Origin of the sequence: Algoriphagus vanfongensis DSM 17529, from assembly GCF_000429465.1 — a bacterium.
In the GTDB taxonomy this organism is placed as follows: domain Bacteria; phylum Bacteroidota; class Bacteroidia; order Cytophagales; family Cyclobacteriaceae; genus Algoriphagus; species Algoriphagus vanfongensis.
This window is the reverse complement of the sequence record NZ_AUBX01000009.1, coordinates 695,918-722,167: the sequence shown is the minus strand read 5'-3', so window position 1 is coordinate 722,167 and position 26,250 is coordinate 695,918. Positions and strand designations below refer to the sequence as shown.

Sequence of the window (26,250 nt, the reverse complement as noted above, 5' to 3'; positions counted from 1 at the left end):
TTGTGAAAATTGAGCTGCAAAAGTCTGAAAAAAAATCTGCATTTGCTAAGTAAAGCTAGAATCAGTCGGTCATCCGCATCTGGATGATCTGAATGCGATTTCTACCTTGATGCTTAAATGTTTTATAGCGTAGTGGGAGCATAGCTAAGCCCGTCCCTATTAAGATGCCGGAAGTGATGCCGACTCCTTTGTCGACGGAGAGCTCGCCTTCATGATAGATCGAGTTGATGCTCTCGACACTCAGCAAGATGACTCCTGCCCCTAAAATCAAAGCATTGAAACCTTTCAAGGTTCCGTTTCGACGGTCTTTTTTTCGAATATCAATTTCCTCGATATCATCTACGGATAGGATGTTTTCGCTGAGATAGACGTAATTGTCCTTGAACTCCTTGATGACATCCGTGACATAGTAACCCAATTTGGCACTTTTGTAAGTGATCTGCTCCCCGGGATAATATCGGATTTGAGACTTGGTATTGGTGCCTCTTTTGAGCAAAAGAAAATCTGTCGATTGCCCAAAGGCTAAGGAGCTAAAGCTCAAAAAAAGTAAAAGTAAAACTGTAGGCTTCATGGGTAAGACTGGTAGTGGCAAAATCCTAAAGTAATAATACTTAAAAAGGGGCTAGAAATTATTTTTCTGCCCCTTTTTAAGATTTTTTTAGGTAGATAAAATTTTTGCTACCCGGAAATCATCCTCATCCAAGGACTTATCATCCACAATGGCTCGCTTGATCGGTGTGTAGACGACCTTGTGATTGATCAGTCCTGCCATGACATCGTATTTGCCTTGCATCAGGCCTTCGACTGCAGCTACTCCCAGTTTGGAGGCTAGGAGTCTGTCAAATGAACTCGGCGCCCCGCCTCGCTGCAAGTGCCCAAGAATAGTCACTTTGATGTCGTAGGTAGGCAGGTATTTCTTTACCTTATCGGCGATTTCTGCAGCTCCACCACTTTTACCGCCTTCTGCCACGATGACGATGTTGGAGGATTTTTTGGCCTTGCTTCTAACTTTCAGTTTGTCGACCAATTCCTCAATCGGCATTTTTTTCTCAGGAATCAAAATCGCAGCAGCTGCGGAACCAATCCCGGCATTGACAGCGATAAATCCAGCATCTCGTCCCATCACTTCTACAAAGAAAAGTCTGTCATGGGAAGTTGCCGTATCTCTGATTTTGTCTATCGCCTCGATGGCGGTATTGCATGCGGTATCAAATCCAATCGTGGCATCAGTACCTGAGAGATCATTATCGATGGTACCTGGCAAGCCGATTGCCGGAATGCCAAACTCTTTGTAAAACAAATGTGCACCTGTCAATGAGCCATCACCTCCGATGACGACCAAAGCGTCGATACCATGACTTTTTAAGTTGTCATAGGCTTTTTGTCTTCCCTCAGGAGTCCTGAATTCGGCACTTCTTGCGGATTTTAGAAAGGTCCCTCCCCGTTCTAGTACATGGGTGATATTCTTGGAATCCAGTTTTTTTATCTCATTTTGGATCATCCCTTCGTAGCCACGATAGATGCCATACATTTCTAGATTGTAATAAAATCCGGCTCTAACTGCAGCGCGGATAGCTGCATTCATACCCGGAGAATCGCCTCCAGAGGTCAATACTCCGATTTTTTTGATGGTTTTTGGTTCCATTATAAGGTTTGAGTTAATGCTTTAAACATCAATTCGGCTGAAGCGGGATTGGTGGCCAAAGGAATATTGTGAACATCGCAAATCCGCATCAGCATCTGAACGTCTGGTTCGTGTGGGTGCTTGTCCAAAGGATCTCTGAAGAAAATCACCATGGACAATTCTTTTTGGGCAGCCATGGCTGCAATTTGTGCATCTCCACCTATTGGTCCAGAAAGCAATCTTTTCACCTCAAAGCCGGCTCTTTCGATGTGAGAACCCGTAGTCCCCGTAGCGACCAATTCCACATCTGCTTGATTCAATTGATTTTTGAAACCACTTAAAAAATGTACCATGTCGGCTTTTTTCCCGTCGTGGGCGATGAGCGCAATTTTCATGTATTCTGATTTAATAGGTAGGCTTCAAAGTTAAAAAAAAATCCTTTCTTCAATCTTGAGCCATTTGATTTAAACGTTATTTTTCTTTTATCTGCTAGAAGCTTTGCAAAGCTTCAATTTGAGTCGGGGAGTATCCCTTCCAACAAGAAGAGGAAGGTGTATTCCAGAGCTAATTCCTTGAGCGCATTGAATCTCCCGGAAGCGCCTCCATGGCCTGCTTCCATATTGGTGTGTAATAGAAGCAAATTGGAATCTGTTTTCATTTCTCTCAACTTAGCCACCCATTTGGTAGGCTCCCAGTACTGTACCTGAGAGTCATGTAGCCCGGATGTGACCAAGAGGTTTGGATAAGCTTTAGCTTCAATATTGTCATAAGGAGAGTAGGAAAGCATGTAGTCATAATACTCTTTGTCCTTCGGGTTGCCCCATTCTTTGAATTCTCCAGTGGTCAATGGAATGCTCTCGTCCAGCATGGTAGTCACCACATCGACAAATGGAACTGCAGCTACTATTCCATGAAAGAGATCGGGACGCATGTTCATCACAGCTCCCATCAGAAGTCCTCCAGCACTGCCTCCCATCGCATAGAGATGTTGCCTACTGGTATATTGCTTAGCGATCAAATGCTCCGCACAAGCGATGAAATCAGTAAAAGTGTTTCTTTTTTGAAGCAATTTGCCATCTTCATACCAGTGCCTTCCCAAATCCTCTCCACCTCTGATATGAGCGATAGCAAACACAAAACCTCGGTCTAGCAAGCTCAATCTCGTGCTTGAAAAATAAGCGTCCGTACTAAATCCGTAGGATCCATAGGCATAGAGAAGAAGTGGGTTGGAACCATCAGTTTTGAAGAGATCTTTTCTATAAACCAAAGAAATCGGGACCATCACTCCATCAGTAGCATGTGCCCATACTCGCGCTGATTGATAGTTTTCCATTTCAAAATCACCCACGACCTCCTGCTGTTTGAGGAGAGTTTTGCTTCGGGTGACCATGTGATAGTCATAGGTAGAAGCTGGTGAAATGAGAGAATTATAACCAAAACGAAGGATGTCTGTGTCAAACTCGGGATTGTTGCCGATCCACGCAGTGTAGGTCTCTTCTTCAAAAGGTAGGGCATGACCTTCTGATCCGTCCCAAGGTTGGATCCGGATCTGAGTCAAACCATTGCTTCGCTCTTGGGAAACAAAGAAATCTTGAAACAAGTCAAAGTCTTCAACCAGTACTTCTTTTCGATGTGGGATAAAATCCTCCCAATTAGCAAGTTGAGGAGCTGAGACAGGTGCTTTGACTACTTTGAAATTTTGAGCTTCATGGTTGGTTTTGATCCAGAAATAGTCACCATAGTGATCGGCAGCATACTCCAAATAAGGAATTCTTTCCTGCAATACCTGAAAGTTACCTTCCGGTTCAGTGGCTTTCAAAAACCTCATTTCGGAAGAAATGGTGCTTTCGGAATGGATGAATAGATAAGCTTCTGATTTTGATTTGTGGACGTGGCAAGTGAATTCTTCGTCTTTTTCTTCAAAAATCAACTTGGAAGAATCGGAGCTTTCACCTAGTCGATATCTGAATATCTGATTGGATCGCAAGGTCTCAGCATCCTGTTTGGCATAAAACAAAATATTCGAGTCTGTCGCCCAAACTAGATTGCCGGTGGTATCCGGGATTGACTGATCGATCAATTCCCCTGTTTCCAGGTTTTTAAATCGAATAGTATAAATTCTTCTTCCAACTTCATCGCAAGGAAAGGCCAGCGTTTTTTGATCAGAGCTGATCGCGATGCCCGCCACATGAAAGTAGCTTTTGCCTTTGCCTAGTTCATTGACATCCAGAATTATTTCCTCAGGACTATCCAAACTGTCTTTTTTGCGGCAATAGATCGGATATTCACCGCCCGTCTCATAGCGCATATACCAGAAATAGCCCTTTTTGGAATAGGGGACAGATTGGTCATCTTCTTTGATTCTGCCTTTCATTTCGAGGAAAAGCGCTTCTTGAAACTCTTCTGTTTCCTTCAGCGTCTCCTTCAAAAATGAATTTTCTGCTTCTAAGTATTCAATAACTTCAGGGTTTTCCCTTTCGCGCATCCAGTAGTAGGAGTCGACGCGAGTATGTCCATGAAAAGTGATCGAATGAGGTTTTTTGCTTGCTATCGGAGCCTTCATGTATTTGGTGGTGATTCAGCTGCAATGTTAGTGAAAAAGGGCAGGACTGCTTCCAAAATGTGAGGAAATGCAGAAATACTAGGTTAAAATCCGTCGATTTCTCTTTTTCCTATTGTGTAAGCAGATTATTATCGAAATATTGAATCTGTATTTATCAACCATTAACCTTTTCTATATGGGAATGCTTAAAGAATTTAAGGAGTTTGCCATGAAGGGCAATGTCGTGGATATGGCCGTAGGTGTCATTATCGGCGGAGCCTTTGGCAAAATAGTCACCTCTCTCGTCAATGATGTGATCATGCCTCCAATCGGCCTAGCGCTGGGTGGGATGAATTTCAGAAACTTGGCGGTAGTCCTCAAAGAGGCAGAACTTGATGCTGCCGGAGAAATCATCACCAATGCAGTGACGATCAATTACGGGATGTTTATCCAGAATTTGGTGGATTTCATCATCATCGCCTTTGTCATCTTTATGACGATCAAAGGGATCAACAAAATGAAAAGAAAAGAAGAGAAGAAGGAGGCTGCAGCTCCACCGCCAGCACCGCCTAAGTCTGAAGTGCTTTTGGAAGAGATCAGAGATTTGCTCAAGAAGCAGTAAAGTCAGCTATTTCTCAAAAGATCACCAAACTAAAAAAGCTTCCCAATGGGAAGCTTTTTTCATTGCTATCAGTCTTTTTTGCGCTGCCTTTGGTAAATCATCCTGGCAAAATCTCTTGACAGTCCGTGCAACTGGAGTATTTGCGAATAGGTGATGACTCCGGATATTTCCTTGACAAACTTCTCTTCGTCTTGAATCATTTTTTTCTGCAGTGCAAAGCGTTGGTTGATATTTTCCTGAGCTTGGCTTTCAGAGAGCTTTTCGGATTCTCTTCTTGGATTGAGCGCAGCCATTTTTTTGAGATTAGCTTCGCGCTGATCCGAAAACTGATTGAAGATCGGCCAAAACTTCTCTGCTTGATCAGGAGTCAGATCAAGTCTGCTGGTGATAAATGCTATTTTGGCGTCCTGAAGTTTTTGGGAATCAAAATCTCTCCCAGGACCTTGTGCCAAAACCAATTTGCATACGAATAGAAAGGGTACTATTACTAGGAATCTCATTTTCATAACTCTTCATAATTAAGATCATCCTCCAGCCATAGCTCGTCGACAATCGGGAATTCTTCTTCGATAATTCCGTTGAGGAGCTCGTCGGGATCGTCACTCATACTCAAGATGTCCTCGGCAGTCCAGTAATTGGCATCTATCAGGAGATTGACCTGCTCATCCATAGCTAGGAGTTCATCTTCGGTACTTGTCGTTGGCCAAAACTGATATAGTCCTACTCCAAGCACAATCACCGCCGCAGCTGCCCATTTCATCCAGGGTGTGTCGGTTTTAGGGTGGATACGTGCCTGAATCTGAGAGGGTAATTTTTCAAAATATCCTTCCGGGGCTTCAAACTGCTTTATTTTTGGTATGGGTGACATAGCTACAGATTTAGACTTTTTTTAGATAGATAGGTTTATTCTTTGGTCAGAATTTCTTCAATTTTTTTTACTGCGTGATGATAGGAGGCCTTCAAGGCGCCTACGCTTGTTCCGGTGATTTCGGAAATCGCGTCATAGGTCAGATCATCTTGGTATTTGAGATGAAAGACTAGTCTTTGTTTTTCAGGCAGGGTCAAGATGGCTTTTTGAAGCCGAATCTGGATCTCGTCTCCATCCATACTTCCTGAGTGATCCAGATAGGACTCCATTTTTTCCTGATGGTCATCAAGAGAAAAGAAATAGCGCTTCTTCTTTTTCTCCAAGAAAGTCAGCGTTTCATTGGTTGCGATACGATAGAGCCAGGTGAATAGGCTGGAATTGCCCTGGAATTTGCCGATATGCTGATAAGCCTTGATAAAGGTGCTTTGGGTCAAATCATCTGCATCTTCGTGAATCAAAACCATCCTTCGAATGACCTGATAGACTCTTTTCTGATATTTCTCTATCAGCTGACGATAGCCCAACTCCCGGCTGAGTGGTTTCTGAATGAGTTGGAGAATTTCCTGATCGCTGATTTGCATTACTAGTCTTTAGACCCAGAGATGATGTGAAGGTTTAGTTTTGAATTGGATTTTTTTAAAAAACCTTGAAATTCAATACAGCTCCTATACTTTTCAAACCCAATGCTAGGGTGATCAGCCAAATAATCCCTGATATCAGATTGATGGCCAGTGTGTTTTTGGATGAACCCATCCAGGATTTTTGATTGGCTACCCAAATGAGCCAAGCGCTGATCATAGGAAGCAAAATGCCATTAGCAAGCTGGGCCAAGGTGATCAATTGAACAGGTTTGATACCTAATGAGGCGAAGATCAACCCCGAACCTACTACTGCTACAAACGCTCCTCGCATTGATTTGGACTGGTTTTCTTGCGACCAACCCAACACACCACAAATCACCAAGGCTGCTGCCAGCGGAGCCGTGATCGAGGAAGTCAGCCCAGCAGCCAGTAGTCCTACAGCCATCAAATAAGCGCCGGCTTGACCCAGAGTGCCTTCCAGACCTGCTGCTACATCTCTGGCGGTGGTGATACTTTCACTTTCGTTCAAAGCACCGACGATCAAAATGGCGCTAGATACCAGGCCTCCCAAAATCACAGAAAGTCCGATATCCCAGCGCATCAGATGGATTTGCTTGGGGGCCTTCCATTTATTTTTGCTCAGACTGGCATAGAGAAATAGATTGTAGGGGACTACGGTCGTACCTACCAAAGCTACCAAGGTGGCAATTTGACCCTCTTGAAGTGAAGGAATCAGTCCTTTGGCGATCTCAGCCCAATCAGGTCTGAGTAAAATCACCGTCAGCAAAAATGAAACTGACATAACGATCACCAAGCCAACCAACGCTTTTTCAAGAATCTGAGAATTGCCAAACCAAAGTAGGATCAAAGCAATGATACCTAAGATAAAAGTACCAGAGTTGAATTGAAAGAGACCTAGTTGTATTTCAGGCGCATCCCAAAATACTTCCAGTCCCAAATTTGCTCCGGTAATGTTTCCGGATTCGTAAGCAATATTTCCAAGTACAATTGCTGTCAGGACCAAAACCAACTGAAAAATCTTAAACAAACGGTTTCCATTTTGACTTCTGATCAGCTCGCTGAGATCTTTGCCTGTGACCAATCCGATCCTGCCGCTCATTTCCTGCAATATCACCGTAGCCAAAATGGATAGCACCAACCCCCAAATCAGGGAATAACCGAATTGAAAGCCGGCCAAGGTACAAACCATCACAGTGCCCGGTCCGATAAATGCCGCAGCGACAATAGGGCCAGGGCCAATTTTTTCAAGTATTTTCTTCAAATCCCGTTTTTCTTTTTCGCCAAAATACTCTTTTAGGTAGAATTTTTGTTATTTCTATTTTTTAGGATTTTATATTTATGAAAACTCGGTCGCCGATTTACCAGATTGGAAAAGTTGGACTGGTGATTTTGCTTTCACTGGTATTTTTTCTCCTCTTGCTTTATAGAAATGATCTCTCACAGGAGGAACTGATTCCTAAATACACCTACCCGGAATCGCATTTTATAGAAGTAGATGGGGTCAATCTCCATGTGAGGATGAGGGGGGAAGGTGAGCCGATTGTTCTCTTACATGGTAGTTTCTCTTCCTTGCATACCTGGGACAAGTGGCAGCAGGAACTGAGTCCTTATTTTTTGACGATCTCCATTGATCTACCGGGTCATGGCTTGACAGGTCCAGACCCGATGAGCCGGTATACAGTTCAAGATTATAGTCAGTTTGTCCTGCGCCTGGCTGAAAAATTAAATTTGAGGCGATTTCATCTAGTTGGCAATTCAATGGGTGGAGCGGTAGCATTGCAGGTGGCGAATACCCGTCCGGATCAAGTGCTTTCATTGAATTTGATAGATGCTTCTGGGCTGCCAAAGCTTAAGCCACGAGTATTAGAAGGGGAAGAAGCGGATGATGCTACGCCTGAGCTTTTTCGATGGATTCAAAATCCTTTCGTATCGCAACTTTTGCTCAAATGCACTCCGAGGTTTCTATTTGCGATGAATCTGAAGGAAGTATATGGAGATCAAGAAAAACTTCATTCAGGGACGATAGATCGATATTTTGAATTGATGCTCCGCCAAGGAAATAGACAGGCGACTTTGGAAAGGTTGAATTTACGGAGTAAAAATCAGGTTGATTTTTCTGTTTTGACGATGCCTTCCTTGATCATGTGGGGAGATCGTGATAGCTGGATTCCGCTGTCCGATGCGTATCAGTTTCAGAAATTACTTCCCAATACACATTTGGTTGTTTTGGAGGGAGTAGGCCATGTTCCCATGGAAGAAAGTCCGACTGAATCTGTCTTAGAATATTTATCCTTTTTGGGAGTCGAAGTACGGAAAGACTACCTTCAGGCACCGAAATATATGACTTATGGAGATTGAGTTTTTGATAGTATTTGTATTGATCTTGCAGGTAGTTTTGCTGTTTTTGTTTTTCTCGGAAAAGAAGAAAAACTCCAAATCGGAGCTACTGCATCATCAGATGAATGACTTGAAGCGGGAGTTGGATGCAGGTCTGGCTTTGGTTCGAAAGGAATCCAGAGAGACGATTCAGTCACAATTTCAGCTAGTTTTCAATTCCCTTCGGCATCATTCCCAAGACCAGAAAGAAGGTTTGAAATCATTTGGAGAAGTTTTTCGTCAAAATGTACAGGATTTTAATTCTGTGCAGCGAGAAAAGCTTTCTGAGCTCAACCGAAGGCAGGATGAGTTGATGAAGTCAACCGAACTTAGGCTAGAGAAGATTCGGGAAACCGTGGATGAAAAACTCCAAAAGACACTGGAAACAAGGTTGGGACAGTCTTTTGAAATGGTCAGCAATCAACTTCAGGCTGTTCAAAAGGGCTTGGGTGAAATGCAGCAACTGGCTCATGGGGTGGGCGATCTCAAGCGTGTACTTTCCAATGTGAAGAGTCGGGGGGTTTTGGGTGAATACCAGCTACAGGCTATTTTGGAAAATCAGCTCGCACCCGACCAATATATCAGCAATGCAGATATGGGCAAGGGAAATCGCGAGCGGGTAGAGTTTGCTGTGAAAATGCCAGGTCAGGATTCTCCTGTTCTGCTGCCGATTGATTCCAAATTTCCTCAGGAATCATACCTGAGGCTGGTTGATGCCTATGACTTGGCCGACAAATCCCAAATCGAGCTTCAAAGAGCCGAGTTGATCAAGGCCGTGAAGAAAGCCGCCTTCGACATTCGTAGCAAATACATCCACACACCTTTTACCACAGACTTTGCCATTCTCTTTTTGCCTGTGGAAAGTCTCTATGCTGAGATTTTGCGGGAGCCTGGCCTAGCGCAGCAGATGCAGCAGGACTTCAAGGTATTGGTGACAGGTCCGACCACCCTATCTGCGATCCTCAATAGTTTGCAAATGGGATTTCGGACATTGGCGATCCAAAAACGCAGCTCAGAAGTATGGCAAATCTTGGGAGCCATCAAGACTGAGTTTGGAAAATTTGGAGATCTAATCGAGAAAACCCAGAAGAAACTCACCGAAGCCAATTCGGAATTGGACAAGCTGGTGGGAGTTAGGACTCGCATGATTCAAAAGAAACTCAAAGATGTAGAGGAACTCCCAGAGTTAGAAAGTGATAGACTTTTAAAGGAATAGTCCGAAAATTACTCAAAATGGAATGATTCCTCCAGAGCATTGTTAACTTAGCCACGGTTCGCAAAAGAATAGCTTATCCTGTGATAGTCATTGGGAAAACTATTACTTTTGTGGCTTGTTTTATCACCAGAACAATTTCTATGGGGATGCACATTGTAATTGCCGGAGCAGGAGATATGGGCTACCACCTGGCCGAGCAGTTGAGTTATGACAACAAAGACATTACGCTGGTCGATACCGAGCGGGAGGTGCTGGATTATGTTTCTTCCAAGCTTGATGTATTGACCGTATTGGGAGATGCGACTTCTATTGAGGTCTTGCAGCGCGCCAATGTCACGAATGCCAGCATGGTATTGGCCGTGACTACCTCCGAAAAAACCAATATAGTCTCTGCTGTATTGGCGAAGCAGCTCGGAGCAAAGAGAGTCATGGCTCGTGTCAGAAACCATTCCTATCTGATTCCAGAGAATCTGACTTATTTCCAAAACTTGGGGATTGATAATTTGATTTCTCCTACGATGCTCTGTAGCAAGGAGATCTTCAATATGATTCAAAACTCCTCTTTTACTGAGGTTTTTGATTTTGAGGGAGGAAAATTGAATATCGTAGGAGTGACGCTAGATCAGACTAATCCTCTTGTCAATCAGAGGATTATGGATATGAAGCTCAATCCGATTTTTGATGACATCCGCATCATTGCAATATTGAGAGATCAGAAAACCATTATTCCAAGAGGTTCTACGATCATTCGCAACAATGATCACGTTTTCTTTATTTCCAATAAGAAGCATACAGGAAGTATTCTGGATCTGATCGGACAGGAGAAGAGGGACATCAAAAATATCATGATCATTGGTGGAGATGATATGGCTTTGACTACTGCGCTCAAACTGGAGGATCACTTTCGAGTGACTTTGGTCAATAAAGACAAGGAACGCTGTAAATGGCTTGCTGAAAATCTTCCCAACACACTGATTATCAATGGTGATTACAAAAATATTGAACTGTTGATAGAGGAAGGATTGGAGCAGATGGACGCCTTTTTGGCATTGACTGAATCTTCAGAGACCAATATTATTACTTCTTTGACGGCCAAAAATCACGGCGTATATAAAACGATCGCACATGTCGATACCCGAGAATATATCCATATTTCTCACAGTATCGGGGTGGATTCACTGATCAATAAAAAACTGGTAGCAGCAAACGAGGTATCACGATACTTACGAAAAGGTACGGTGGAAGCTGTTTCCGGAATTTATGGAGTAGATGCCGAATTCATTCAATATTCGGTTTGTAAAAACAACCGACTCACCAAGTATGCTCTGAAGGATCTTCACTTTCCGGATACGGCTATTGTGGCAGGTGTGATCAGAGGAGAGGAAGTGTATATCCCAGATGGAGATTTTCAACTTCAGATGAATGATAAGGCGATTGTTTTGGCATTGCCACAGGCCAAGAATTCATTGGAAAAACTTTTTCATTAAGGCATGATTCATTTTAAGGAGATAGCAAAAATCATGGGAGCACTCTTGTTGCTCATTGCATTTTTGATGATCCCTGCGGTGATCTTCTCCATATATTTTGAAGAAGATCCATGGCCGATTTTGGTTTCCATTTGCATCTCTTCTGTCGTAGGAGGGATTCTGTTTTTTTCTTTTTCCAAACAGGATCAAAATATCCGGAAGCGGGAGGGCTATCTCATCGTAGCGCTGAGCTGGGTTTTTATGACGCTGTTTGGGATGATGCCCTTTATCTTGAGTTCAGAAATCAAATCTTTTTCTGACGCTGTCTTTGAGACAATGTCAGGTTTGACTACCACTGGGGCGAGTATTTTGACAGATATTGAGGCGATGAATAAAGGGCTTCTCTTCTGGAGAAGTATGACTCAATGGATTGGTGGTTTGGGGATTATTGTGCTGACGGTTGCGATTTTTCCACTTTTGGGAATAGGAGGGATTGAGCTGTTTGTCGCAGAGTCTCCCGGGCCTACTTCTGACAAAGTCCACCCTCGGATCTCTGAGACGGCTAAGAGGCTTTGGTATGTCTATGTGGGATTGACTTTCTTGGCCACTTTGCTCTATTGGGCTGGAGGGATGACCTTCTATGATGCGATCAATCATGCGCTGACGACCTTGGCTACGGGAGGGTTTTCTACTAAAAATGCCTCTATGGCCTATTACGATTCAGCCTTTATTCAGTATGTGGCCATCTTTTTCATGTTTTTAGCCGGAACTAACTTTACGGTTATTTACTTCGGACTTATGGGGAAATTCAAACGAGTTTTCCAAAGTGATGAGTTTAAAACCTATGCCTTTGCTTTGCTGGTATTCGCAGTGATTTTATTTTATCCCATCATGGCTACAGGAGCCTATGACTATGAATTGGCCTTTAGAAAATCCCTGTTTCAGGTGGTGTCTTTGGTGACTACCACGGGCTTTGTGACGGATGATTATACGCAATATGGACAGGGAGCAACTTTCATTTTCTTCATGCTACTTTTTCTAGGTGGGTCTGCTGGATCTACGGCTGGTGGGATCAAGTTTGTGAGGCACCTGACTTTTATCAAAAATTCTTGGTTGGAGTTTAAGCGGTTGGTTCACCCTAGGGCGATCGTTCCTTTGATTATCAATGGAGATCGTGTGACAGGAAGGATTATTACCCATATCATGAATTTCCTTTTGATCTATCTTCTGACTTTTGTTGTAGGAGCTTTAGTCTTATCGATCATGGGATATGATTTGCCTACTTCCTTAGGCGCTGTAGCTACTTGCTTGGGCAATGTCGGTCCGGCTATCGGTCAAGTAGGACCAGTGGACAATTTTGCTTTCTTCTCGGGGCCTGCCAAAATCTTCCTTTCTTTTATCATGCTCTTGGGAAGACTAGAGCTGTTTACAATTTTGATTTTGTTTACGCCGTTTTTCTGGAGAGCTAATTAATCCTGAATTTCAAATTGTGCTTGAATTTTGACGATCCTGTCTTCCAGACTTTCGGTAGAAATGCTGGTTCGGCTGAGTCGGTCCACCATGATCGGAAAGCAGAATGGAGTAAACTGAGAGGGACGCTTGATTACTAGCTTCAGGCGATTGATCTTTTGCATGGCTTTGATCAGTTTGTCTTGATCCATTTGCTGGTTGATCGCTTCGTTGTGCGCCTGCTTGAGTAATAAGTTTTCGGGATCGTATTGCTCAAAAACCTGAAACAACAAACTGGAATTGGCCTGAATATGCTTAAAAGTAGTCGGCTTGCCTGGGTATCCTTGAAAGACCAGTCCCGCTATACTGGCAATTTCACGAAATTTGCGGCGGGTCATTTCAGTTTCATTGACACATCGGAGGATATCATTTTCTAGATTTTTGATACTGAAAATATCCTCTTCTAGGATTTCTTCGATTTGAAGCGGAACATCTGAGAGCAGCTCAAATCCATAATCATTCATTGCCATATTGAAAGTAACGGGAAAGCTGGCGGACACTCTGTAAGCGATCAATGCGCTCATCAATTCATGCATCATCCTTCCTTCAAAAGGATAAAAGAAGAGGTGATGCCCTTGCTCACTTTGGTGATATTCTATCAAAAAAGTATCTGAGTCAGGTACGATAGATAGTTTCGCTTGCAAATCCAATATGGGTAAGATTCTTCTGACCTCTTCTGATCGATAGACCCCCTCATTGTATTCATGCAGGATTTGAAGGATTTTCTCAGAAAGCATTGAGGAAAGCGACATTCTCGCACCCATCCAGGATACGACATTGCTGGTCTTTTTTTCGCTGAGTTTTACGATGGCAATTAGGTCCCGAAACTGAAGTAACTCAAGCGATCTCCCTGCGAAGAAAAATCTGTCTCCGATTTTAAGTTTTGAAATGAAATATTCCTCAACTGTTCCCAAAAATGCGCCATTTTTAAATTTGACCTTGATCATGATCTCTGAGACGATAGTGCCCATAGAAAGCCGATGCTTCATGGAAATTCTCTTGTTTTTCACCTGATAAAGGCCGCTTTCATCAGCACTTACTTTTTGGAAATCTTCATAGCTTCCAAGAGAGTTGCCTCCGCGGGTGATGAAATCCATGACCCATTCCATTTCTGCCAAGGTCAAGTGACGGTAGGTATGTGTTTTTCGGATAATCGGATAGATGATCTCCGGCCTAAATCCGTCTCCTACAGCTAAGGTGACAAGAAACTGAATCATTACATCATAAGCCAATGTGGGTGGGAATTGGGGTTCCATCTGTTGCTTGGCTATGGCATCTCTCAATGCCGCAGCTTCGATGAGTTCCAGAGAATTGGTTGGTACAAAGAAGATTTCAGAAGGTAAACCAGGCTGATGCCCCGCTCTTCCAGCTCGCTGTACAAAGCGGGAAACACCTTTTGGACTCCCGACTTGTATCACTTTGTCCACTGGTCTGAAATCTACGCCTAAGTCTAAGCTGGAAGTGCATACCACCAGTTTGAGTTTGCCTTCATGGAGCGATTGCTCTACCCATGACCTCACACTCATATCTAGGGATCCGTGATGCATGGCTATCCATCCGGCCCATTCAGGCTTGGCCTCCAGTAGCTTTTGGTACCAGATCTCAGTTTGAGATCGGGTATTGGTAAAAAGTAGTACAGTTTGAGCGGATTCGATGATAGGAATTACTTGATCTAGCATGCGAATACCAAGGTGGCCAGTCCAAGGATACTTTTCGATTTCTTTAGGAAATACGGACTCCAGAATGATCTCTTTTGTAATGGTCGCCTGAACAATATGGACAGGAAGGTCCTCTCCTAAAAGTGTTTGGGCCGCTTCCTCTAGATTGCCAATGGTAGCAGACACAGCCCATCTTTTAAAAGCAGTAGGGCAAATGGATTGGATATATTCTAAGGCCAGTTGTACTTGGACACCTCTTTTGTTTCCAATCAGTTCGTGCCATTCGTCCACCACAACGGCTTGTAGTGTCTTGAATAAATGTTGATGGTTTTTTTGCGAAATCAGGATATGCAAGGTTTCCGGCGTAGTGATGAGCACCTCCGGAGGATTTCTTTTGAGCTTTGCACGAGTTTTCGCATCTGTGTCTCCATTGCGGACGGCGACGGTCCAGGTCATTCCCAAGTCATCGCAGACTTCCTGCATGGCTTTCTGGATATCCTGTGCCAAAGCTCTCAAAGGTGTTACCCAAATCAACTGGATTCCTCTCGGCGAAGCAGTTTTCCAGTTGTCGGGATTGTGATGAATAAACTCCATCAGTACCGGAAACCAGAGCGCAAAGGTTTTGCCCGAGCCCGTCGGGGCATTTAGCAGACCAGACTTTCCATCCAGATAGTCTTGCCAAACCTGAAGCTGGAATGGGAAAGGTTTCCAGCCTTTTTGCTCAAAATATTGAATTCCAACCTGTAAGGAATGATGTGCCATGGGAATATAGGATGATAGCAAATCTTAAACTGCTACAACTCCATTTAGAGGACTTTGGATTGGATGAAAATGATAAATCTTGCAAAATCCTGCAACAAAATATCCAGACGCTGTCTTTATTCGTTTGATTTGTAGCAAAAATTGTCAAACTTTTGAAACTGAACTTTCGACCTATCTCTATCTGAACTGACTATCCATGAATTATTTCAAAAATATTTTGGCAATCTTATTACTCTCTGCGGTAATAGGGGCCTGTACAGATGCTGAGTCTGAAAAGTATACCGGGAAGCAAGTTCAATATCAATTATTTCAGGCTTCGGATTTTGACTATACCGGGATAGCTACGATCAGAGAGATGATCGGCGGAAACCTGGAGTTGACCATACAGCTGGAAGGAGAGCGGGGTAGTGAAGAGGTAAGTTATCCGGGACATCTTCACTTTGGGAGCTACAGCACTCCCAATGCACCGATTGCCTTTATGCTCAACCCTATCAAAGCAAATTCGCTTGAGAGTATCACGATTTTGGAGCAATTGACAGATGGAAATCGCTTGCTATTTGATGAGATTGAGGGGTTTCAGGGACATATCAAAGTTCACCTAGCTAGTGACGGCCCGGATTATGAAACGATCTTAGTTGCTGGAAATATCGGTGCATTGGGACATTCTCAGGCATTTGACATCGAGCAAATGGTGATCTGCGGAAAGGATTTTTGATGTCTGATTTCCATCAGGTCCAACAAAAAAGGGGAAAGAACTCAAGTTCTTTCCCCTTTTTGCTGTTCAAATAGAACGATTATTCTATGACAAGCGGGAAGGTAATGTCCAGATCAGACTCTCCTCCAGCACTGTTGTAATTTTCAAAATTTGGATTGTCTGCTCCTGGATAATTTTTATCCAAATCATGTCTCAGGATGATTCGGATCTGAGCATTGTTGGTAGCAGGACTTTCTACTACCATGACAGTGCCTTTGACACCGATTAGTTCACCATTGTCGTCATTGTAGGAATAGGTAAGGGGAGCTGTAGTTCCTACAAAGGCACTACCGAGAAAGTAAAACTGATGCTCGTCAGATTCTTCCAGAATTTCTTCTGTGATGTCCTCGTTTTCGATAGAGTTTGCTACTTCGATTTCGAGCAGGTAGCTTTTGCCTGAGGCCAAATTAACAGTCTCCACAGTAGGTGCGGTACCTACTTCGATTCCTTCTGAATCATAAGCCGTGAAAGTCATAGCCGGTCCAGTAGGATTGCCGGCTTCATCCAATTCCGTGAAATGCAAGGTGACATCGGTGATCAATTCACCGTCATTCTCGATGACTGGATCATCTGATTCACAAGAAGCAAAAGCAAAGACTCCTGCGGAAAGCAAGTAAAGCGGTAATTTTTGGAGTGTTTTCATAAGTAGTTGATTTTAAAATTGATAGTTGAGTTTGAGTGTGATGTTTCTTCCGATATCGTCTGTGAAATACCTGAACCGATTCATGTATTCCTTATAGCTCGTATTGAATAAGTTGCTGATCTGCAGGCCTACATTCATTTTATTTTCACCGATAGGAAACTGCTTGAGATAGTTGAAATTCACCAAAGCATAGCCCGCTGGTGCTGGAGCCAAATCAAAATCAGGCTCTCTTTTTTGTCTAGCAACCAGTTGATTGCTCACGGTAAATTTATGAGAATTGCCCTCCTGACCGATTTTATAAGCGACACCCCAATCCATGCGGTCAGATGGAATAAACGGGAAATAGCTCTCAGTATCCAAATTCTTGGCTCGGATGATAGAGCCTTTGACATAGGCACTCAGTCTGTTGGTAAACTGATGACTGCCCGAGAAGTCAAACCCATACAGAAATGCGTCTGCTTGGAGGTACTCATAGACATTGAACGTACCTCTGAGACTCACATAGACTTCTCCTGTGGGATTGAGATAGATGTAGTCTGCGATGCGATTGGCATAACCTGTCAATTCAAAGCTGGTTTGATTGCCAGAAAACTCCAGCGTATTGACCCATTTCAATGATTTTTCTGAATCGAGGTCCGGGTCTCCAATTTCTACAGCTGCAGCTCCATGATGCAGTCCTTGGGAAAACAACTCGTTGACATTGGGTGGTCTCCAGGCCGAACCCAAATTGGTAGAAAAGGTCAAGGAAGGACTGATTTGGTAATAGGCACCAAGGAAGGCTGTGAAATTTTGATAGGAGAGATCTCGCTCTTCCAATTCATTGTCCACAAATCGAGCCGTGGCTACTGTTCGATAGTCAAATCTTGCCCCAATTTCCACTTCAAATGGGCCTTTGGAATATTTCTCCATCATATATGCCCCGGCATTGAGCATGTCATAGTTTGGGATCAAAGGGGTAACTCCTGTTCCTGGGACATTGCTATTGGCCTGCTGAATGAGATTGAACCCCCATGTGCCACTGAGGGCATTTTCATGGGTGTGATCCACGAAAAGATCTAGGGTATTGGTATAGAGTTCTAAGTCCAAACTGGCCTTTTCATTGAGATCACCTCTTCTCTTGTCAAACTCCCGTCTATGATTGGCCTGATAGCCATATTGGATGTTGGCTTTCCAGTGAGGATTGATATGATAGTGGGATTTCAGTTTGAGCAGGTTATGACTGACTTTTTGCTTTGGATTCAAAATGTCGTAGGTAAACTCCCCATCCGAAAAAGGTCTTCCATTTTCGATGATTGCTTCTAAGTCAGACAGGTTGCCTGTGTGCGAATCGGTCAGGATTCCGAGCTCGGTATTGAAATGACTGAAATACAGTTCTGTTCCCAGTTTGGCTCGGGTATATCCGATCGTTCCGGAAAAATTCATTTCGCTCAACCCTGTATTGCTTTGATAGTAATCAGGACTTTGGATATTTCCAGCTCTTTTCACAGAACCCTGAATCCGATAGCCCAAACCTTGAATTTTTTCTGAGCCATTTTCATGAGTTATCGAAAGATTACCCATTCTCCCATTGGTAGCACCAAGGAGGTATAGATCAGTTTTTCCATCTTTTTTGGTAGGTAGTTCGCCTGGATTTACCAAGATGACTCCACCCATCGCTTCAGGTCCAAATCGGACCGTTTCGGCACCTTTGACCACTGTGATCTCATCTGCCAAAAAAGGATCGATTTCGGGGGCATGTTCGGCGCCCCATTGCTGCCCTTCTAGCCTTACTCCGTTATTCAGAATCATGATTCTATTGGAGTGAAGACCATGAATTACCGGTTTGGATATGCTGTTTCCCGTAGAAAAGGAAGTCACACCAGAGATTCTCTTGAGGCTTTCGCCGAGGTTTTCACCTCTTGCTTCCAAAAGTCCTTCTCCATAAAGTGCTGATACTGTAGATGTAGTCTGAACAGCATCTTTGTGACCATGCACTTCCACACCGTCCAGATCCAGAGCGCTGTCTTCCATCCGGTAGGTTTTATTGAAAGAATTTGACTTTAGTTCAATCGTTTCAGTAATGTCCTGATGCCCCAAGTATTGGATCTTGATTGTATAGGTACCAGGGCAAAGATTCCAAATTTGGAAATTGCCGTCCAAATCAGTAATCGCCCCATTTTTAATTTCCTCTATCCAGATATAGGCTCCAGGGATCGACTCATTGTTTTCTAAATGAATGACTTTCCCTCTGATGGCTAGGTTGCAGTCTTGACCAAAGGAAAGATTAGCGAGGCCACACAGGAAAAGAAGTACTAGCTTAATTTTTTTCACGACACAAAAATAGAGTCCTTGAAATCATTAAACCAGAAAAATTGAAACAAAGTTGCAAAAAGGGATGAATGGTTCCTATTCTTGAAGAAAGAGCTTTGGGCTATTCGATTTCCATAATCTGAGCAACTTGATATTTGGGAGCTCCGCCTTCTTGAGTAGCCATGAATGCCCCGATTTTACAGGCAAAATCCAAAATTTGCTCAGGTGATTTCTTTTGTAAATACGTCGAAATGAATCCGCTCAAAAAAGCGTCCCCAGCGCCTATCGTATCTTTGACCTTTATTTTGTAGCCAGAATGAGAGAAAACAGTGTCGTTTTGAAAAATTTTGGCTCCATTGGCGCCCAAAGTCAAGCAGATCAATTGAATGGGAAAATGATGGAGAAGAAATTGGCAGCATTCCTCTGGGACTGAGGATGTATTAAAATAATCTGAAAATATAAGCAACTCATCCTCATTGATTTTGAGAATCTCCGTGTATCCGAGCAAGGATTCAATGACTTCAAAATCATAATACGGTGGCCGTAGGTTGGCATCAAAGACACACAACTGTGCCTCAGGAAGCAGTTGGAGCAGGGTTTGAAGACTTCCTGGGCTTCTTACTGCCAATGTCCCAAATACAAAAACATCTGCATTGCGAACAGCTTCAATGGTGTTTGGACTTGGACTGATATGATCCCAAGCTACATCCGGCAAAATATCGTAAGTAATATTTTCTGGATCTTTGGTATTGACGAGCACTTTGGAAGTAGCATGGTCAGATGTACGCTGAATCAAGTGATCAGAGATGCCAAAGCTGCTGTAATAGGAGAGTAGTTCTGTCCCATCAGGATCCTGTCCGACTGCAGAGATCAATTGAGTATCCAAGCCAAGTTGATGGAGATTGAGTGCTACATTCATGGGAGCGCCGCCGGGTTTTCTACCTGAGGGAAGGCAGTCCCAGAGCATTTCTCCAAATACGATTGCTTTCTTAGTCATAGCTAGGATGTAATTCTTTTTGTATTTCTTCCAGCGAACGGCCTTTGGTTTCCGGCATTTTGCGCCATACCCAAAGTAGCTGCCCGAGCATCATCACTGCAAAGAACACGAAAATATAGCCTGGGCCAAATTCATTGGCAAAGAAAGGAAATACATTGGCAATGACGGCTGCCAAAATCCAGTGCGTAAAGGAACCTAAGGATTGTCCATAAGCTCGAAGTTCATTGGGAAACATCTCTGAGATAAATACCCAAATCACCGAACCCTGCCCAATGGCATGGGAGACTATAAACCCGAAAACAAAGATCGGTAACCAAAAGCTGGGAATGCCAGGCCCCAAGAAGTTATAGGCCATCAATGAAAGTGAAATGATGTATCCACATGATCCGATGTACATCAAGATTTTTCGACCCAGTCTATCGATCAGGTATAATCCCAAAAAAGTGCCCAAGAGATTGACGATACCTATACCGATGGTCGAAATCAAAGCATTTTCTGTGGAAATGCCCGCCATTTCAAAAACCCTTGGAGCAAAATAGATAATGGCATTGATGCCTGAGACTTGATTGAAGAATGCAAACATAACGGCCAAAAGGGTGCTGGAAAGGTATTTTGTTTGGAAGAGCATGGAAAAACTGCCTTTGGATTTTTCCTTTTTTTCCTCTTCCAAAACCAACTGAATAGCACGATCTACACCTTCTGGATCTGTTCGTTGGAGGATTTGCTTGGCTTTGTCTACCATATTTGATTTGGTAATGAGCCATCTTGGACTCTCAGGAATCCGGAATATCATCAAACTGTATATCAAGGCCGGGATAGCTTCTACAGCCAGCATATAGCGCCATTCCTGGGCGAGTTCCGCTGTGCCGATCAGATAGTTGGACAGGTAGGCAATCACGATTCCAAAAACAATATTGAATTGATACAAGGCGACCAGCAAACCTCTGTTTTTGGCGGGGGCAATCTCAGAGATATACATAGGTGCCACCACTGAAGACGCACCTACACCCAATCCACCCAAAAATCTAAATAAAGTAAAAGAACTCACGTCCCAGGCAATGGCTGAGCCAAATGCTGAGACCAAGTAGAAGATGCCAATCCATAGAAGACTCTTTTTTCTCCCAAATCGATCTGCAGGAATTCCTCCAAAGAGTGCTCCGATGACTGTACCATATAGCGCCGAGGCGATAGCCAATCCGTGCATCCAATCACTGAGCTGCCATATTTCCTGTATAGCCCGCTCTGCACCAGAGATGACAGCAGTATCAAAGCCAAATAAAAATCCGCCTAATGCAGCAGTGATAGAAATGAAAAAGACATAATTCTTCGGTGACATAGGTTAGGAGGGTTTAGAGTATCCTGCTAATCTACTAAGTCACCGAATAAAACCTTTCAAACAGATTACTTTTTATCTAAATGGATATATAAAGCTCCCGAACCTTGCGATGATTGCTTGCTCGAGCATCTCATGATGGTCAGGATGAGCAATCCTCATGAGTTCGTAGGCGCGCTGCCTTAGATTTTTACCATAGAGATTGGCGATCCCAAACTCTGTCACGACGTACTGCATGTGGGCTCGGGTGGTCACGACACCTGCACCTTCTTTGAGAAAAGGGACGATTTTAGAAGCTCCTTTTTTAGTCGTCGTAGTCAATGCCATGATGGGCTTGCCGCCAACAGATAGGGAGGCGCCTCTCATAAAATCCATTTGTCCTCCCACTCCTGAATAGTGAAAACTTCCGATGGAATCGGCACAAACTTGGCCGGTCAGGTCTATTTCTACGCAGGAATTGATAGAGATCACTTTTGGGTTTTTGCGGATCACATGGGTGTCATTGACATAGGCTGCTTCATGAAATGAAAATTCCGGATTGTCATGCAGTACCTCATAGAGTTCGTTGGTTCCTGCTGCAAAAGCAGCTACTACTTTGCCAGGATGCTTTTTCTTAAAGGAGTTGGTGACCGCACCACTTTTCATCAGGTCCAAAATACCATTGGAAAACATCTCGGTATGGATTCCCAAATCTTTGTGATGGTGAAGTGCATTCAGAACTGCATCTGGAATAGCGCCAATGCCCATTTGTAGAGTGGATTGATCCTCAATTAGACTAGCGATATGATAGCCGATCTGAATCTCTTTATCGGTGATTTTTTCGGCATAGTCCACTTCCGGTAAGGGCTCATCTACATAGACTGCATGGGTGAATCTCGAAGAGTGTATATGTCCGTCCCCGTGAGTTCGGGGCATTTGTTTGTTGACTTGGGCGATGATGTATCGTGCTGTGTCCACTGCAGGTCTTGCGATATCTACTGATGTGCCGAGGGAGCAATAGCCATGTGCATCAGGCTCGGAAACCTGAATGATAGCTACATCAATCGGTAAAATCTTGTTCCGGAAAAGATAGCCGATTTCTGAAAGGAAAATAGGAACATAGCCTCCCTGATCAGAGTTGACAGCTTGGCGTACATTGGTGGAAACGAAAAGTGAATTCATGAAAAAGCTCCCTTTACACTCTGGAGCCACGAGAGGCATGTCGCCTAGTGTAGTGATCGCTACGATTTCTACATTTTTCAGTTCTTCTCTCCTGGCTGCCAAGGCATGGAGACAGGTCGTCGGGGTAGCGGCACTGCCATGGACAAAGACACGCTGATGGCTTTCGATGATTTTGACTGCCTCTTCCGGAGTGGTATAGTTGAGCATAGTTTTAAAAGTTATGAGGTCAAAGTACTTTTCTAATTTCTAAAATATTGCTGACAAAAATCAAGGTTTGGGATGATTCTCAACTTTCTGCTCCAAATATTATTTTGTTTTGAATCTCTGATCAGTCCGAGCCAGCTTCATAATTTGCTATATTCGCAGATGAAAATCGATTGTCGGTTTTCCCAAATTTAGATTACAGCGTAAAGAATATACCCAATATCAATGTCTATCACACCAGAGATCTATAAACCCAAAAACCACATCAGAATAGTCACCGCCGCATCTTTGTTTGACGGACACGATGCCGCCATCAATATCATGAGGCGGATCATACAGTCTACGGGATGTGAAGTGATTCATTTGGGACACAATCGCTCTGTACAGGAAATCGTGGATTGTGCGATTCAGGAGGATGTGCAAGCAATCGCCATCACATCCTATCAAGGTGGCCATGTGGAGTTTTTCAAATATATGTATGACCTGCTACAAGAAAAAGGAGCGGGACATATTCAGATTTTTGGAGGCGGGGGAGGTACCATATTGCCAGATGAAATCCAAGAGCTGCACGACTATGGCATTGCCAGAATCTATTCACCAGATGACGGCAGAGCGCTTGGGCTTCAGGGAATGATCAATGACTTGGTTCAAAAGGCCGACTTCGCAGTAGGTGAAAATATCTCGGCTGATCACCTGTTGGATAAAAATGACAAGCAGACAATCGCTCGTGCCATCTCAGCATTTGAGAATTTTCCAGAGGAATCTCAGTTGCTTTTGGAGAAAGTGCGGAGCCAGAGCCTGCAATCCAAAATTCCTATTTTGGGAATCACTGGTACGGGTGGAGCAGGGAAATCCTCCTTAGTAGATGAGTTGGTTCGTCGTTTTCTGATGGACTTTGAGGACAAAACTATGGCTATCATCTCTGTAGATCCCTCAAAAAGAAAGACAGGTGGAGCGCTTTTGGGAGATCGAATTCGGATGAACTCTATCAATCATCCTCGCATTTTTATGCGTTCTTTGGCTACCAGACAGTCGAATTTGGCCCTTTCTAAATATGTACAGGATGCTGTAGATACAGTCAAAGCAGCCGGGTTTGATTTGGTGATTTTGGAAACTTCCGGTATCGGTCAATCCGATACGGAGATCACCGATCACTCTGATCTTTCTCTCTATGTGATGACACCCGAATACGGTGCTGCATCCCAGCTGGAAAAAATCGACATGTTGGATTTCGCAGATGTGATAGCGCTCAACAAATTCGATAAAAGAGGAGCTTTGGACGCTATTCGAGATGTCAAAAAGCAATACAAGCGCAATCATAATCTTTGGGAAGCGAACGATGAAGACCTCCCGGTTTTTGGCACCATCGCTTCACAATTCAATGACCCAGGAATGAATAGCCTGTACAAGTCTATCATTCAGCGGATCTCGCAATCTTATGATGGATTTGAAAGTACTTTTGAACTGACCGCCGGAGAGTCTGAAAAAATTTACATCATTCCACCGGCCAGAACGCGCTATCTATCTGAGATCACAGAGACCAATAGAAACTATGATCAATGGGTAGAAGATCAAAAGGAAATCGCTCAGCAACTTTATTCTATCCAGAAATCCATTCAGGCAATCCAACAGATGGATGTGGCAGACAAGGATAGGCTGATCAAAGAACTGGAAGAAGTCTATGCGCAAGTAGCTCTCGGGCTAGATCCCAAAAACAAAAAATGGCTGGAGGACTGGCCAACAGAGCAGGCTAACTATGCGGATGATTACTATGTGTTTAAAGTTCGAGACAAGGAAATCAGAATCAAGACATATCATACTTCGCTGTCCGAATCGCGTATTCCTAAAGTTTCCCTGCCAAAATATGAGGCATGGGGCGAATTACTCAAGTGGGGTCTAAGAGAAAATGTCCCTGGTAAGTTTCCTTACACCGCGGGCGTATTTCCTTTTAAAAGAGAAGGGGAGGACCCGACTAGGATGTTTGCCGGAGAAGGTGGTCCGGAGCGAACCAATAAGCGCTTCCATTATGTGTCCAAAGACATGCCTGCCAAAAGGCTATCCACTGCTTTTGATTCTGTGACCCTCTATGGGGAGGATCCTGACTATAGACCGGATATCTATGGCAAAATCGGTAATTCTGGAGTGAACGTATGCTGTCTGGATGATGCTAAAAAGCTGTATTCAGGGTTCAATCTCGTGGATCCCCTGACCTCTGTGTCGATGACAATCAATGGACCTGCAGCAACGATGACGGCTTTCTTCCTCAATGCTGCGATTGATCAGCAGTGTGAAGTCTATATCCGGGAAAATGGACTGAAAGAGGAAATAAACTCGAAGATAGAGCAACTGTACAAGGAAAAGAACCTCTCGAGACCACAATACAATGCAGCTGTACCTGAGGGGAATGACGGTTTGGGTCTGATGCTACTGGGTGTGACAGGTGATCAGGTTTTGCCTCAAGAGATCTATCAAAAAATCAAAGCGGATACCATCGCGAAAGTTAGAGGAACTGTACAAGCTGATATTCTCAAAGAAGATCAGGCTCAAAATACCTGCATCTTTTCTACAGAATTTTCCTTGAGACTGATGGGGGATGTTCAGAATTATTTTATCCAAAACAAAGTCCGCAATTTCTATTCAGTTTCTATTTCGGGCTATCATATCGCGGAGGCCGGAGCCAATCCGATTACCCAATTGGCTTTAACACTTTCCAATGGATTCACCTATGTAGAGTATTATGTTTCCAGAGGAATGGATGTCAATGATTTTGCACCAAACCTTTCTTTCTTCTTTTCCAATGGGATTGATCCGGAATACGCGGTGATCGGTCGAGTGGCCAGAAGAATCTGGGCCAAAGCGATGAAGCTAAAGTATGGAGCCAATGAGCGATCTCAGATGCTCAAATACCATATTCAGACTTCAGGTAGATCGCTACATGCACAGGAGATCGATTTCAACGACATCCGTACGACTTTGCAGGCACTCTATGCGATCTACGATAATTGTAATTCTCTGCATACTAATGCATATGATGAGGCTATCACCACGCCAACTGAAGCATCAGTACGGAGAGCCATGGCTATCCAATTGATTATCAACAAAGAATTGGGCTTAGCTAAGAACGAAAATCCATTGCAGGGAGCTTTTGTCATCGAGGAACTGACAGACTTGGTAGAGGAGGCAGTGTATTTGGAATTTGATAGAATCACAGAGCGTGGAGGGGTGCTAGGAGCTATGGAAACCATGTATCAGCGTGGCAAAATCCAAGAAGAAAGTCTTCATTATGAGACATTGAAGCATACAGGAGAGTATCCTATCATTGGCGTCAACACATTTTTGTCCAGTGACGGTTCTCCTACCATCGTCCCAGGTGAAGTCATCCGGGCTACCCAGTCTGAAAAAGAAGATCAGATCAATACTTTGAGAAACCTTCACGCTGCTTATCAAGGCAAAGAGGGGGAATTGCTGCTAGCCTTGAAGAAAGCTGCTGTAAGCAATGAAAATGTATTTGAGCAATTGATGGAGGCGAGTAAATATTGCTCTTTGGGTCAGATCACTCATGCTCTCTATGAAGTAGGAGGGCAGTACCGTAGAAATATGTAAGGAACTTAATCTCGAAATTGG

Annotated in this window: 21 protein-coding genes; 7 read left to right on the top strand and 14 right to left on the bottom strand. The window is 43.6% G+C overall.

The genetic code is table 11. The features are described from left to right. Nucleotides 1-61 precede the first annotated feature (61 nt). The 4 genes from G460_RS0104495 to G460_RS0104480 all read right to left on the bottom strand — a co-directional run bounded on the left by G460_RS0104495 (nt 62) and on the right by G460_RS0104480 (nt 4,187). Nucleotides 62-571 (bottom strand): hypothetical protein, encoded by a 510-nt coding sequence (locus G460_RS0104495; RefSeq protein WP_051315911.1) that lies wholly within the window; start codon nt 569-571, stop codon nt 62-64. Between the two features lie 87 nt (nt 572-658). Next, complete coding sequence (gene pfkA / locus G460_RS0104490; RefSeq protein ID WP_026954242.1) at nt 659-1,645, bottom strand: 6-phosphofructokinase; 987 nt, start codon at nt 1,643-1,645, stop codon at nt 659-661. Continuing rightward, entirely contained in the window at nt 1,645-2,019 is a 375-nt protein-coding gene (locus G460_RS0104485) for a methylglyoxal synthase (RefSeq protein WP_026954241.1), read from the bottom strand. Before G460_RS0104485 ends, pfkA begins: the two co-directional genes overlap by 1 nt. Before the next feature lie 113 nt (nt 2,020-2,132). After that, nucleotides 2,133-4,187 (bottom strand): S9 family peptidase, encoded by a 2,055-nt coding sequence (locus tag G460_RS0104480; protein ID WP_026954240.1) that lies wholly within the window; start codon nt 4,185-4,187, stop codon nt 2,133-2,135. A 175-nt stretch (nt 4,188-4,362) separates the two neighbouring features. On the opposite strand from G460_RS0104480, the gene mscL reads away from it, so the two are divergent. Next, nucleotides 4,363-4,788 (top strand): large-conductance mechanosensitive channel protein MscL, encoded by a 426-nt coding sequence (mscL, locus tag G460_RS0104475; protein WP_026954239.1) that lies wholly within the window; start codon nt 4,363-4,365, stop codon nt 4,786-4,788. Nucleotides 4,789-4,856: 68 nt separating this feature from the next. Here the strand turns inward: mscL and G460_RS0104470 are convergent, their stop codons facing one another. The 4 genes from G460_RS0104470 to G460_RS0104455 are packed head-to-tail and all read right to left on the bottom strand — an operon-like array spanning nt 4,857 to nt 7,519. Next, nucleotides 4,857-5,288 carry a Spy/CpxP family protein refolding chaperone gene (locus G460_RS0104470; protein ID WP_026954238.1) on the bottom strand — a complete coding sequence of 144 codons (432 nt, stop codon included), beginning with the start codon at nt 5,286-5,288 and terminating at the stop codon, nt 4,857-4,859. Between the two features lie 2 nt (nt 5,289-5,290). Then, nucleotides 5,291-5,656 carry a hypothetical protein gene (locus tag G460_RS0104465; protein WP_026954237.1) on the bottom strand — a complete coding sequence of 122 codons (366 nt, stop codon included), beginning with the start codon at nt 5,654-5,656 and terminating at the stop codon, nt 5,291-5,293. Between the two features lie 35 nt (nt 5,657-5,691). Then, nucleotides 5,692-6,237 (bottom strand): RNA polymerase sigma factor, encoded by a 546-nt coding sequence (locus tag G460_RS0104460; protein ID WP_035463843.1) that lies wholly within the window; start codon nt 6,235-6,237, stop codon nt 5,692-5,694. Between the two features lie 55 nt (nt 6,238-6,292). Beyond that, nucleotides 6,293-7,519 (bottom strand): Nramp family divalent metal transporter, encoded by a 1,227-nt coding sequence (locus G460_RS0104455; protein ID WP_026954235.1) that lies wholly within the window; start codon nt 7,517-7,519, stop codon nt 6,293-6,295. Nucleotides 7,520-7,596: 77 nt separating this feature from the next. On the opposite strand from G460_RS0104455, the gene G460_RS0104450 reads away from it, so the two are divergent. The 4 genes from G460_RS0104450 (at nt 7,597) to G460_RS0104435 (ending at nt 12,789) form a co-directional block, all read left to right on the top strand. Then, the gene (locus tag G460_RS0104450; RefSeq protein ID WP_026954234.1) at nt 7,597-8,616 is read left to right on the top strand and encodes an alpha/beta fold hydrolase; all 1,020 of its coding nucleotides are present in this window, start codon (nt 7,597-7,599) and stop codon (nt 8,614-8,616) included. Then, nucleotides 8,606-9,850 carry a DNA recombination protein RmuC gene (locus G460_RS0104445; RefSeq protein WP_026954233.1) on the top strand — a complete coding sequence of 415 codons (1,245 nt, stop codon included), beginning with the start codon at nt 8,606-8,608 and terminating at the stop codon, nt 9,848-9,850. Before G460_RS0104450 ends, G460_RS0104445 begins: the two co-directional genes overlap by 11 nt. Nucleotides 9,851-9,990: 140 nt before the next feature. Continuing rightward, a complete protein-coding gene (gene trkA, locus G460_RS0104440) occupies nt 9,991-11,337 on the top strand; it encodes a Trk system potassium transporter TrkA (protein WP_026954232.1) in 1,347 nt (448 codons plus the stop codon). Nucleotides 11,338-11,340: 3 nt separating this feature from the next. Next, nucleotides 11,341-12,789 (top strand): TrkH family potassium uptake protein, encoded by a 1,449-nt coding sequence (locus tag G460_RS0104435; RefSeq protein ID WP_026954231.1) that lies wholly within the window; start codon nt 11,341-11,343, stop codon nt 12,787-12,789. Here G460_RS0104435 and G460_RS0104430 read toward each other — a convergent pair. Then, complete coding sequence (locus G460_RS0104430; RefSeq protein ID WP_026954230.1) at nt 12,786-15,245, bottom strand: ligase-associated DNA damage response DEXH box helicase; 2,460 nt, start codon at nt 15,243-15,245, stop codon at nt 12,786-12,788. The genes G460_RS0104435 and G460_RS0104430 overlap by 4 nt on opposite strands. A 196-nt stretch (nt 15,246-15,441) precedes the next feature. On the opposite strand from G460_RS0104430, the gene G460_RS0104425 reads away from it, so the two are divergent. Beyond that, entirely contained in the window at nt 15,442-15,960 is a 519-nt protein-coding gene (locus G460_RS0104425) for a hypothetical protein (RefSeq protein WP_051315909.1), read from the top strand. A gap of 79 nt (nt 15,961-16,039) precedes the next feature. On the opposite strand, the gene G460_RS0104420 is transcribed toward G460_RS0104425, so the two are convergent. The 5 genes from G460_RS0104420 to G460_RS0104400 form a co-directional block, all read right to left on the bottom strand. Then, nucleotides 16,040-16,642: a hypothetical protein gene (locus tag G460_RS0104420; protein WP_026954228.1), complete on the bottom strand. Its 603-nt coding sequence runs from the start codon at nt 16,640-16,642 to the stop codon at nt 16,040-16,042. A gap of 12 nt (nt 16,643-16,654) precedes the next feature. Continuing rightward, the gene (locus G460_RS0104415; RefSeq protein WP_026954227.1) at nt 16,655-18,952 is read right to left on the bottom strand and encodes a TonB-dependent receptor; all 2,298 of its coding nucleotides are present in this window, start codon (nt 18,950-18,952) and stop codon (nt 16,655-16,657) included. Between the two features lie 100 nt (nt 18,953-19,052). After that, nucleotides 19,053-19,928: a carbohydrate kinase family protein gene (locus G460_RS0104410; protein ID WP_026954226.1), complete on the bottom strand. Its 876-nt coding sequence runs from the start codon at nt 19,926-19,928 to the stop codon at nt 19,053-19,055. Next, entirely contained in the window at nt 19,921-21,264 is a 1,344-nt protein-coding gene (locus tag G460_RS0104405; protein WP_026954225.1) for a sugar porter family MFS transporter, read from the bottom strand. Before G460_RS0104405 ends, G460_RS0104410 begins: the two co-directional genes overlap by 8 nt. Nucleotides 21,265-21,336: 72 nt before the next feature. After that, the gene (locus tag G460_RS0104400; protein ID WP_026954224.1) at nt 21,337-22,629 is read right to left on the bottom strand and encodes an acetyl-CoA hydrolase/transferase family protein; all 1,293 of its coding nucleotides are present in this window, start codon (nt 22,627-22,629) and stop codon (nt 21,337-21,339) included. Between the two features lie 222 nt (nt 22,630-22,851). On the opposite strand from G460_RS0104400, the gene G460_RS0104395 reads away from it, so the two are divergent. Continuing rightward, nucleotides 22,852-26,229, top strand: a complete 3,378-nt coding sequence (locus G460_RS0104395) for a methylmalonyl-CoA mutase family protein (protein WP_026954223.1) — start codon at nt 22,852-22,854, stop codon at nt 26,227-26,229. The last annotated feature ends 21 nt before the right edge of the window (nt 26,230-26,250 follow it).